Annotated in this window: 8 protein-coding genes; 3 read left to right on the top strand and 5 right to left on the bottom strand. The window is 40.2% G+C overall.

Going from position 1 to position 12453, the window contains the following annotated elements; all coding sequences use genetic code 11:
* Positions 1–16: 16 nt before the first annotated feature.
* A complete protein-coding gene (locus tag AC27JR_RS05415) occupies positions 17–2023 on the bottom strand; it encodes an SUMF1/EgtB/PvdO family nonheme iron enzyme (protein WP_076918879.1) in 2007 nt (668 codons plus the stop codon).
* A gap of 335 nt (positions 2024–2358) precedes the next feature.
* Between AC27JR_RS05415 and AC27JR_RS05410 the strand changes: the two genes are divergently transcribed.
* Complete coding sequence (locus AC27JR_RS05410; protein WP_487173001.1) at positions 2359–3267, top strand: 1-aminocyclopropane-1-carboxylate deaminase/D-cysteine desulfhydrase; 909 nt, start codon at positions 2359–2361, stop codon at positions 3265–3267.
* A 13-nt stretch (positions 3268–3280) separates the two neighbouring features.
* Here the strand turns inward: AC27JR_RS05410 and AC27JR_RS05405 are convergent, their stop codons facing one another.
* The 3 genes from AC27JR_RS05405 to AC27JR_RS05395 form a co-directional block, all read right to left on the bottom strand.
* On the bottom strand, positions 3281–4927 hold the full coding sequence (locus AC27JR_RS05405) for an EAL domain-containing protein (RefSeq protein WP_487173000.1): 1647 nt from the start codon (positions 4925–4927) through the stop codon (positions 3281–3283).
* A 349-nt stretch (positions 4928–5276) separates the two neighbouring features.
* Positions 5277–5978: a single-stranded DNA-binding protein gene (ssb, locus tag AC27JR_RS05400; RefSeq protein WP_131690402.1), complete on the bottom strand. Its 702-nt coding sequence runs from the start codon at positions 5976–5978 to the stop codon at positions 5277–5279.
* Between the two features lie 20 nt (positions 5979–5998).
* Complete coding sequence (locus AC27JR_RS05395) at positions 5999–7366, bottom strand: MFS transporter (protein ID WP_131690401.1); 1368 nt, start codon at positions 7364–7366, stop codon at positions 5999–6001.
* A gap of 163 nt (positions 7367–7529) precedes the next feature.
* Between AC27JR_RS05395 and uvrA the strand changes: the two genes are divergently transcribed.
* Both uvrA and AC27JR_RS05385 read left to right on the top strand, forming a co-directional pair.
* Positions 7530–10355, top strand: a complete 2826-nt coding sequence (uvrA, locus tag AC27JR_RS05390; protein ID WP_075170529.1) for an excinuclease ABC subunit UvrA — start codon at positions 7530–7532, stop codon at positions 10353–10355.
* 25 nt (positions 10356–10380) lie between these two features.
* The gene (locus AC27JR_RS05385) at positions 10381–11394 is read left to right on the top strand and encodes a hypothetical protein (protein ID WP_487172999.1); all 1014 of its coding nucleotides are present in this window, start codon (positions 10381–10383) and stop codon (positions 11392–11394) included.
* 50 nt (positions 11395–11444) lie between these two features.
* Here the strand turns inward: AC27JR_RS05385 and trpS are convergent, their stop codons facing one another.
* Positions 11445–12449: a tryptophan--tRNA ligase gene (trpS, locus tag AC27JR_RS05380; RefSeq protein ID WP_487172998.1), complete on the bottom strand. Its 1005-nt coding sequence runs from the start codon at positions 12447–12449 to the stop codon at positions 11445–11447.
* Positions 12450–12453: the final 4 nt, after the last annotated feature.

The following is a 12453-nucleotide window of genomic DNA, read 5'->3' as shown; positions in this document are numbered from 1 at the left end:
GCTTCCTCACTAAATATTATCGTTCGCTCATTAAGCGAAAGCCGATGTAATTAGCTCTAAAGTCTGGTGCTAAAACTAAACGCGTTGAGGCACGAGCAAGGCTAGGTGCAAAATTCCATGCGCCTCCGCGAACAACGGCATCTTTTTTATTCCCTGTGCTACTAGTCCATTCCCATACATTACCCACGGTATCGTATAAGCCAAATGCATTTGCTGAAAAAGACCCTACCGGTGCGGTGCGTTTGTTTGACCATTCGCTACCACACCAACCGCAGTTAGCTAAGTTTTTACCAATTTCGTTACCCCAAGGGTACTCAGTATCTGTGCCTGCACGCGCAGCATATTCCCACTCAACCTCAGTAGGTAGGCGATACGTTTGCGCAGTTTTATCAGAAAACCACTCTGCGTAAGCCGTGGCGTCATTTTTCGTCAAACATACCGCTGGAAACTCATTCGTTTGTTCAAACCCAGGAGCGCGCCAATTTAAGTTTGCTTCCCAAACGGGTTCGCCATTTAGGTAATAAGCGCAACCTTTGCCTTTTTCAGCCTCAGTCTTATATTGCGTTTCGTTTACAAACGCTTCAAAGGCGCCAACAGTCACTTCTTTGCTTTGCATTACAAACGATTCACTAATCGTTTTTTCAACAACCGGACGTTCATTTTCCAGTCCATTGCCGTTGATGTCGCCCATTTTGAATGTGCCAACAGGAATGATTACGGCCGACGAATCCACTGTTGGTGGCTGTGTATCAACTTCCATTCCTTTAGGGCAATCTGCTTGTATTATTTGCTCTCGCTTTTTAGTCGGTGCAGCAATCGACTCTGACTTTTTTTCTAACTTAGCAAAAAGTGTACGTGTCTTTTTTAAGTCAATACGCGCTTTATAAGGAACGTAACCCTCTTTGCGTATTTCTAATTTATGTAAACCACGAGGTAAATTTGTCACTAAACGAGTAGAACCTACACGAATGTCATTAATAAATACTTCATCGCCATGCACGTTAGAGCGCAAAGTTAACTGAACTAGTTGATCTTTCTTTTGTTCAGCGACCACTTTAGGCTTTTTATTAACTGTTTTTGCAACAACAGCGACCGCTTTATTATCCGCATTATCACTGAATGTTAACTGACTATCAGAAAAAGTAGCGCCGTAATTTGGCTGATAAGTATTTGCTAGCGGCGTACCATATTCTGAACAAAAACTGTTATTAACGCTTAATAAATGGCACAAACGGCTGCTGTTTACATCACCACGCATGGTAACGCTTAAATTTACATTGTAATTACCTTGGCCGCTAAACGCGCTGTTAATTACATGACTACTTAAAATCTGAACCTGTGCACCTGCCATGTCTCGCTTAGGCTCAACAAGGCGCTTTTCTGTTAGATTTTCAAATATTTGATCGATAAAACGTTTGGTTGCTTTTTTTAACCCCATTTGTTGAGCTCGTTGCTCACATGCTGCAAGGGTGTCAGTGCGCTTACAGTTAATATTATAGTCAACTTCAAGCGTTCCCTCGCGGGTAAACTCATTACGCAAACGCTCTACACGCGCTGAGGTGTATTGCACTTTTAAACTTTCAAGCGTGTTTTGTAGCGTATGCTTGTCTGCGCGAATTTGCTCAATATCTTTTAGATGGGATGCAATTGCCGCCAATTGCATTGAGATATCATTTTTATTTTGTTCTTGATCAACAACGGCTTTTTGATAACGCGATTGTGCCTGCGTAATATCAAGCGATGGATTATCAATTAAGCGTCGATACATGTCATTCATCGCATCCAACGCTTGATTTTTTTCTTTATCAAGCTGTGTTGAACGCGCTCTAAGCAGTTCAAGTTGGGTTTGAAGTTGATTTTCTTCTTGTAAATATTTATCGAGCATCGTTGTTGAACGAGTGTATTCTGTTTGTTTCGTATTAATCTCTGATTCAATTCTGTTTACAGTAGTTGTATCTTGTGCAAATACTGTGCTGGCAAAAAGGCTAGCAGAAATTAACAGAGATAAAGGAGCAATTCGCATATATTCCAGTCCCAAAAAAGCGGCAATTATTTGGTTATTATTATTTTTTATAATAAAACCTTATGCTATGTACTTGAAGCACAAAACACAAGCTTTGTTCATTTATTATCTCAGTTTACAACTATTATCCCGCTTCATGCCAGTAAATAACCGTTTCATTTGTACTAAATAGCTAATTTATTTAACAACATCGATATTTATTTGTTTTTTACGCACTTGAGATACCAATTTAGCAGCTAATTCCCTTTTTTTAGTTTGCTTAAGTAATAAAACCTGAGTCAAAATAACGCTATTACACAGCACATTCATCATGTAACTAATGAAAAAGAGTGATAATGCCAATACCATTCAGTATTAATGAACATAGTTATTTGCAACCAATTACCAACAAATTGTTAGCAGATAAAAAGATTACGCTAAGCATTAAGCGCGATGATTTATTGCATCCTGTTATCAGTGGTAATAAATGGCGAAAGCTCAAATACAATTTAGTTCGCATGCAACAACAGGGCAAAACAGAATTACTGACCTTTGGTGGTGCTTTTTCAAATCATATTCACGCGTGTGCTGCGGCGGGAAAGGAGTTTAACTTAGTAACCCACGCAATTGTGCGCGGTCCGGAGCTTGATCTAAATAATCCAACGCTAAGATTTGCAAAACAATGTGGCATGCAATTACATGTAGTGAATCGATTAGAGTACCGACAACGAAATGATAAAACATACTTAGCAGCATTGCAGGCCCGATTTCCCAATGCGTATATCCTGCCTGAAGGAGGCACTAACGAGTTTGCTATAGAGGGATGTAAAGAACTTGCACAAAGTTTACCTGAGCACGACTACTTAATCTGCCCTACAGGTAGTGGTGGAACCTTAGCGGGCTTAATAGAGGGCAGTTCAAGTAAAAGTACTGTATTAGGTATTGCTGTTTTAAAGCAAGCCGACTACCTGCGAGATGAAATACGGGCTCTTAGTCCTCGAGCAAAATCACAAAGTAATTGGCAGTTACTTACACAGTTTCACAATGGCGGATATGGTCGTTTTACCACTGAGCTATGGCAGTTTTGCCAGTATATGCAGCAGCAATATCAATTACCACTAGAACCTATTTACAGCGGTAAAATGATGTACGCACTTTGGCAACTCATAAACAATGATTACTTTGCCCCAGGCAGCAAAATTATTGCCATTCATACAGGGGGGCTACAAGGTTTAGATGGGCTAAAATATCGTGGACTTGTTTAACTTGTAAACAGAGCTAATGAAATGCAACTTGAGTGTAGTCGGGTAATAATCTAGAAAAATACCCCCCTTGTGCAGTGCTAACACCTATCACTTTTAAAAATTGTAGTTCCTGGTATGTTTCTACGCTCGAGGCCACCACTGGCAAACTTAATAATTTACTAATATGCACAATTCCCCTGACCGACTTCTGCTGTAAATAATTATGATCTATTCCATGAACAAGCTCAAAGGCCAAATTAAGCCCCGCTATTTGCTTATTATGGGTGAAATTAAAAATACTCTTACTACTTTTCACCTCATCAATAACGATATTAAAGTTGAGCGCTGTTATGGCCGAAAAAGCGACCTGCAATCGATCTTGGTAATTTAAAAAATCAGCTTCATTTATCAAAAACTGTAAAGTGTGCAGGCTTTTCAAGTCACTCGTATGTGCACTTAACCAACACCAAAACTCGCTATTAAACCAATTTTTAGGATGTAACTTAATACTAACAACGGACGATGACTTTTCTATTAGCAACAGCTTTTTAACTTGCATAACAACGGCCTGATCAAGCAATAGCGCCTCACCTTCGTTGTAAAACTGACTGATATAGTCTTGATTCAATAGTTTTTTATTTGCCTTATCGCTACTTTTAATTAAAACATGATGCTTAACAATAGTGCCACTATCCAACTCGTATACAGGTTGAAATAAAATCGCTAATTTTTGTTTTTCAACTCGCTGTGTAATTAGGTTTTCATCAGGCATTTGAAGGTGACTGCAATTGAGTGCCAATTGATGGTAATGCTTCACTCTACTTTGCATTGATAGTGTAAGTGACGATCTGGCGAGCTGATACACCATCACCTGATCAGCATTCGAGTAGTAAGTACACACACCTACTTTTATGCACTCTTTAGTCACTCTAGGAGCTAAAGTATCGGCTGCATTAAGCATGCATTGATGTAAGTATTTAGCGCAACTTTTTTTCTCAATCGCACTAACCCCTTTGAGAGTAAAAGCAAAATTACCCGCGGCTAACAATTTAACGGATATTGCAGCCGTATTGGTAAAGCCTTTTGCTAGTAATACTTTAAGAGTCGCTTGTAAGTCTGTGTTTGTATCAAAGTGGCATTCACATTGAATAAGCGCAAATATATTATAGCCAGCTGTTTTAAACTCCTTCGCTGCGACCTCTATTACCGGTTGTGGGGACTTTATTTTAGGCGTATGACACACCTTTTTATGGTCATCGTTTTGCTTTCGCTGTTTCGGCACTGAGCTATTTACAGTCGCTTTAAGCAATATAAAGTGCCTAGCAGCAAAAACAATAGTCAAAATAAATAAATTCATTATTATAAACAGGTGGTTATAAGCATACCAAGTGGGCCATGAATATAACAAAATTCCTTTAGAATTAGCGCTGAAATAATGCTTTTGCTGCTTTACATAACCAGAAACTTTATCTGGGGCGAGAGTAAAAGGTGTATTTGCCAAAAGCTGCTGCTTATTAACTAGCGGCTGCTGCAGTTGCTTGGCGAGTACTATCCCTGCTTGCTCATTTTGATATTGTAAAATTAAATTCAAACCACTATTAAAAATAACAAATAGCATAAAACACAGAGCGTAAAATAAGGCACTAGCGTAATTGGTAAACTGAAACTGACTGGCTTTCATAACCTACCCGCTCATTAAATAAGTTATTAAAGTGTTGTCTACTATTTGCAATTGCACAAGCCAATCATAAAAGTTTAGTAGCTGTTTTATTATTAATACTTAATGTTTATAAACATTATATTTAGTCATAAGTAATAGCTGCATCTTATCGGCACAGGTAGGAGGCTTGTTACAAATTAAACAGATTGACGTTGCTATGCTTTGTAAACCTTAAAACAATGTATAAATTTTTAATGAGAGCTATTCACTCATTTAAAGATAAGCGAAAGGTATGGTAAATAGCCTCAATAAAAAAGCCCTGATTACTCAGGGCTATTTTTTAAAACTTTTTAAACTAAAAAGTTGGAAATTAGAACGGAATATCGTCATCAAAGTCGATCGTTGGTTCCATAGGGTTTGATGCGCCACCTTGCGGTGCATTTTGTGGCTTAGGTGCAAACCCACCTTGCTGTTGCGGTGCATTGCTTTGCTGAGGTGCAAAACCACCTTGCTGCTGTGGTTGATACTGGTTATTTTGTTGTGGAGCCGGCTGCTGAGCAGGTGCAGATTGTTGCTGTGGAGCATAACTGCCTTGCTGACTATTTTGGCCTTGGTTATTTTGACCATAGCCACCGCTTTGCTGTCCGCCTTGGTTACCTTGATAGCCGCCACTTTGTTGACCACCTTGGTTACCTTGATAGCCACCACTTTGTTGGTCGCCACCACGTGCACCTAACATTTGCATTTGACCAGTAAAGCCATCAACAACAATTTCTGTGGTGTATTTCTCTTGGCCTTGTTGGTCAGTCCATTTACGAGTTTGAAGTTTACCTTCTACGTAAATTTGTGAACCCTTGCGGCAGTATTCACCTACAATTTCAGCTAATTTGCCAAAAAACACTACACGGTGCCACTCAGTTTTATCAACCATTTGGCCAGTGTTTTTATCTTTATAGCTGTCTGAAGTCGCTAAGGTAATATTTGCTACGCCATTACCATTAGGCATGTAACGAACTTCAGGATCTTGCCCTAAATTACCAACCAAAATTACTTTGTTCACACCGCGTGCCATGGAACCATCTCCTATAAACGTTAGATTAAACCAGCCACTCTTCGGGCTTGGTCTAGGTCAAATTCTTTATCATTAATCTTTAAGTAGCTTCGACTTTCATCGCGAACTACGGTTGCTTCTATTACGCCGGGTAAAGCAACTAACTGAGAAGCTAATGTTTGTGCCTGCTCTTCAGAATCTAATTGGGTCATTAAACTAATAACTTTGCTTTTCGGTGGGACTTGCATTTTCCACGCAATAATAAGCCATATTACCCCAACAAGTGCCGCCGCCGCAAACACAGCTTGCGTACTGGTGGTTTGTGCTACATACCCGCCCAACATACCGCCTAAAAAAGCGCCTAAGAACTGGCTAGATGAATATCCGCCCATAGCGGAGCCTTTTTGGCTTGCAGGCGCAATACGCGACACAAGAGCCGGCATAGTGGCTTCTAAAAAGTTAAAAGCAACAAAATATAACAGCATGCAAACTGCAATGCCAACAACGCTATTAGCCCACATAGACATACTTAACATACTGACTATTAAAACCATCACTGAACCAATAAAGGCTTGTTTTTCTTTCTCTTTTTTTATTGCCACTATCATTACTGGCACCATTAAGAAAAATGCTAAAAACAAAACAGGGATATAAAGCTGCCAATGGTTTTCAGCCACGAGTCCATCTTTAATTAATTGGCTCGGTAATACTACAAAAATAGTCGTCAATGTTAAATGCAGCAATAATACGCCTGCATTTAGACGCGCAAGCTGCGGGTGTTTAATTAGCTTTTTAATATCGCTAAAGCTGGCGAGTGTATCGCCTTTAGGCGCTTTATTTATTGCACTGGGTACTAGCATAGTAACAATAAAAATTCCTAATACAGCCAGTATAGCAGTTAACCAAAACACCCCTGCTATACCCCATGAAGCTGCCACTATTGGGCCAAGCAACATAGCGAAGGCAAAGCTCATACCTATGCTCATGCCAATCACCGCCATGACTTTTGGTCGTTGTTCGTCACGACTTAAATCTGATGCAAACGCTAATAATGCGCTGGCGATAGCGCCCATACCTTGCAAGGCACGCCCTACCGTTACCATTTGTATGGACTCGGCCAAAGCCGCAACTACTGAACCCAAGGCAAATACAAGTAAGCCACCTACAATCACTTTTTTACGGCCAATTTTATCGGACAGCCGTCCCATAGGTATTTGTAATACGGCCTGCGTTAAACCATACGCACCAATTGCAAAACCTATCCATAAAGGTGAAAAGCCTTCAAGCGATTGACCATAAATAGCTAAAACAGGCATCAGCATAAACAAGCCGAGCATTCTAAATGCAAACACACTCGCTAACGATACGGCGGCGCGTTTCTCTCGTGAATTAAGTGAAGATGCGGTCATTATTTGCGTGATCTTACTGTGTGAAAAAATTAGGCAAGGATTCTATCACAAGCTTGGCAATAATTAATCGTCTATAACTAAGGATTTTTTCAATGATCAAGGATTAATATTGCAGCGTATTATGCGATACTGAACAAATAATTTTGGCAATAAACGAGATAGCATGGAAAACATTGAAGTCCGAGGCGCCCGCACGCACAATTTAAAAGACATCAGCCTAACCATCCCACGTGATAAACTAATTGTTATCACTGGCTTATCTGGTTCAGGAAAGTCATCGCTTGCATTTGATACGCTGTATGCAGAAGGGCAACGCCGGTATGTTGAATCACTCTCTGCTTATGCAAGGCAGTTTTTGTCATTAATGGAAAAACCCGACGTAGATCATATTGAAGGCCTTTCCCCTGCTATTTCCATTGAACAAAAATCAACCTCGCATAATCCCCGTTCAACCGTGGGAACCATAACTGAAATCTACGATTACTTGCGTTTAATGTTTGCACGGGTTGGCGAACCTCGTTGTCCAACTCATGATTTACCGCTTGCAGCGCAAACAATTAGCCAAATGGTCGATACTGCATTAGCGCTGCCTGAAGGCACTAAGTTAATGCTACTTGCCCCTGTTGTTAAAGACCGTAAAGGTGAGCATGTAAAACTATTAGAACAACTTGCCAGTCAAGGTTACATTCGTGCTCGTATAGATGGTGAAGTATGCGACTTATCCGATCCACCACCGCTAGATTTACATAAAAAGCATACTATTGAAGTCGTGGTTGATCGCTTTAAGGTCAAAGACGGCCAACAGCAACGTCTTGCAGAGTCTTTTGAAACGGCACTTGAAATGTCAGGCGGCGTTGCCAACATTGCTTTTATGGACGATAGCAGTGCTGAAGAAATGCTGTTTTCAGCAAATTTCGCCTGCCCAACCTGTGGCTATGCAATGACCGAACTTGAACCGCGTTTATTTTCGTTCAATAACCCTGCAGGAGCTTGTCAAAGCTGTGATGGTTTAGGCGTAAGACAATACTTTGACCCGAATCGCGTGGTTCATAACCCTGAAATAAGCTTAGCCGGCGGCGCAATTAAAGGCTGGGATAAACGCAGTTTTTACTATTATCAAATGTTGCAAGCGGTTGCACAACATTACGAGTTTGATTTAGATGTTCCTTATCAAGAGCTTGCAAAAGAACATAAAAAAATTATTTTAGATGGCTCTGGCGATACTAAAATTGCATTTAATTACCGTAATGACCGCGGTGATTTAATTACACGTAATCATGTATTTGAAGGCGTGTTAAACAATATGAACCGCCGCTACCGTGAAACTGAGTCAAACTCAGTGCGTGAAGAACTAGCCAAATATCAAACCAGCCAAGCCTGCCCTAGTTGTAAAGGCTCACGTTTGCGCCAAGAAGCACGCAATGTATTTATTGGTCAAACTAACTTGCCAACCATTACGCATATGAGTATTGGTGAGGCGATGAGCTTTTTTGAAGGTTTGCATTTAACTGGGCAAAAAGGCCAAATCGCCGAAAAAATTCTAAAAGAAATTCGCGACCGGTTATCGTTCTTAATAAATGTAGGCCTAAATTACTTATCACTTGAGCGCAGCGCCGACACACTTTCTGGAGGCGAAGCACAACGTATTCGTTTAGCGAGTCAAATTGGTGCTGGGTTAGTGGGTGTTATGTATGTACTGGATGAACCTTCAATTGGTTTGCACCAACGTGATAACGACCGTTTATTAAAAACTTTAGTTCATTTACGCGATTTGGGTAACACCGTTATTGTTGTAGAACACGATGAAGACGCCATTCGTGCCGCTGATCATATTATTGATATTGGCCCAGGTGCTGGCGTACATGGCGGCCATGTTATTGCTCAAGGTACACGCGATGATATTTTAGCAAGCAAAGACTCGGTTACCGGCCAGTTTTTATCCGGCGTGCGTAAAATAGAAGTACCTAAAGAGCGCCATGCTACTAACGATAAATGGTTAGAACTGTTTGGTGCTACTGGTAATAACTTAAAAAATGTTGATTTAAAAATACCTTTTGGCTTAATGACCTGTATTACCGGTGTATCTGGTTCGGGCAAATCTACACTCATTAACGATACCTTGTTTAAACTTGCCCACACTGAACTCAACGGTGCAACTACTGCAGAAGCAGCTCCTTATGGGTCAATTGCAGGACTTGAGCACTTTGATAAAGTAATTGATATTGACCAAAGTCCTATTGGCCGCACACCGCGTTCAAACCCTGCCACTTATACTGGTATTTTCACTGGTATTCGTGAGCTATTTGCAGGTACTCAAGAAGCCCGTTCACGTGGTTACAAAGTAGGTCGCTTTAGCTTTAATGTTAAAGGTGGGCGTTGTGAGGCATGCCAAGGTGATGGCGTTATTAAAGTAGAAATGCACTTCTTACCAGACGTATATGTACCGTGTGATGTGTGTAAGGGTAAACGTTATAATCGCGAAACCTTAGAAGTACAATATAAAGGCAAAAACATCAACCAAGTGCTCGACATGACCGTTGAAGATGCCCATGACTACTTTGATAAAATACCGGCTATAGCACGTAAACTTAAAACCCTAATGGATGTTGGACTTTCTTATATCCGTTTAGGCCAAGCCGCTACAACACTTTCGGGTGGTGAAGCACAGCGAATTAAGTTAGCACGTGAGCTTTCTAAGCGTGATACTGGAAAAACCTTGTACATTCTTGATGAGCCAACCACGGGGCTCCATTTTGCTGATATTGAACAGTTATTAGTAGTACTGCATCGCCTACGCGACCATGGCAATACCATTGTAGTAATTGAGCACAACTTAGATGTAATCAAAACAGCCGACTGGATCGTTGATTTAGGCCCTGAAGGAGGTGCTGGCGGCGGTGAAATACTGATTGCAGGTACACCAGAAGAAGTAGCTGAATGTCAGCGCTCACATACTGGGCACTACTTAAAACCGCTATTAAATAAATAGCGGTAATACACGTTAAGGAAAGCCCGTGTTAAGGTATTTAAAAATTGCAAAATGGCGTGCTAAAAAGAGGCTCCATAAGCTATTAAAATGTATAAAGACGCATAAGATGTCTATAAATAACCACATAAAGCCGATATGGTTTAAGCTTAGTACCGCACAAAAGCTTTATTTAACTGCACTTATAGCTTTAATTTTTTTTCAATCTGGATCTTTGTGTGCGCTTTTAACAATGAGCGCCTTGGTCATTGAATTTTGGCCAAAGTTTATTAAACTTTGGCACTCTTTGGCTGGTAAAGCTTTAATTCTTCTTTTTTATGCGACGATTGCTAACTTCGTGTTGGCTAGCGCGAGTAGTATCGTAAATGAAGTGGCATTAGTTTCTGCTGCAGATTTTAACTACACTCACAACTTCGCTACTTTGCTTTACTTACCTCCTTCGGCGCTATTGATTACAGTAATAACTTTACTTCTATTACAGTTAGTTTTACCCTTGTATATCATTGCATTGCTATTAATAAAGCCATTTGGCTCAAAGCAAGTTAAGTTCATCAGTCAAAGCTATTCCCCACTGTTAACCGCTGTAGTAAGATTTTTTTTAACGATTTTTGTATTTATTAATTTAGCTGCTTTAGCTGAAGGTATCAGTACTGACGCACTTATAGAGAAGTTACAAAACCTTGGCTCTAACAGCTCTATTGAAACGGCATCGACTAAAAATCAAAAGCTGGCACCTAAAACAAATTCAGGGCCCAATGCCAAATTCAACGCTCAATTAGACAAAAAAGAGAGTGACTCTACACCAGTATCATCAATTAAAGCTAAGAGTTATTTTGAATTGAGCAAATGGCTAATCGCAGAGTTTGCTTTCAACTTTGAAGCTAATACCCACTCTAGATGTAAGAAAGCAGTAAGTAGTAAAGTGATAGAGCTCAATGATTATGAAATTGTTGAAATAACGCCTGATCAAAGTATGCCTTATGGCTATCAATTCATAGTTAGAGCGTGTGAATCTGCCGGTATTTCTGCTATAAAACATTAAAATAAAATGCCGCTAAATTAGCGGCATTTTTGCAGATATAAAAAACAGGCTTATGGGCGTGGAATAAATCCAACCGCATCATAAACTGCTTTTAATGTTTTCTCAGCACGGGCACTAGCTTTCTCGGCCCCCATTTTCATGATGTTATTTAATAATGTTTGGTCTTCACGTATTTCTTTAAAGCGAGCCTGAATTGGCTCTATCATGCTCACGACAGCTGCTGCGGTGTCTTTTTTCAAGTGGCCATACATTTTATCTTCGTATTCAGGTACTAAATCTTCGATTGGACGCTTAGTTGCAACACTTAATAACGTAAGTAAGTTAGAAACGCCTGGTTTTTCACTTCGATCAAAGTAAATGCGTGCTTGCTCGTCTGAATCAGTAACCGCTTTTTTAAGCTTTTTCTCAATCTTTTTAGGCTCGTCTAACATCATAATAAAGCCATTTGGGTTTTCATCAGACTTAGACATTTTTTTCAGTGGATCTTGTAGGCTCATTACTCGCGCACCAAACTCAGGAATATAAGGTTCTGGCAGCGTAAAAATCTCGCCGTATACATTGTTAAAACGATTAGCAATATCACGCGTTAACTCAAGGTGCTGCTTTTGATCTTCGCCAACAGGCACTTTATCTGCTTGGTATAGTAAAATATCAGCCGCTTGCAAAGCTGGGTAAGCAAATAACCCAACATTAATATTATTAGCATGCGTTGCCGACTTATCTTTAAACTGGGTCATGCGATTAAGCTCACCCATTTGCGCATAACAGTTTAATACCCAACCAAGTTGTGCATGCTCAGGTACCTGAGATTGAACAAATAATGCCGCTTTTTCTGGGTTAATGCCACACGCCGTATATAAAGCAACGCCATCGAGTACACGACCACGCAATAACTCAGGGTCTTGGCGTACGGTAATTGCATGCAAGTCTGCAAGCATAAAGTAGCTATCATATTCTTCCTGTAGCTTAACCCACTGGTTAATAGCGCCAACATAGTTGCCTATTGTCATACCACCGGTTGGCTGCATGCCACTTAATACTACTGGTTTACTCATGATT

The sequence above is a fragment of the Pseudoalteromonas sp. NH0006-26 genome (assembly GCF_057552415.1).
The sequence above is the reverse complement of the archived record's forward strand: the minus strand, read 5'-3'. Positions and strand labels throughout refer to the sequence as shown.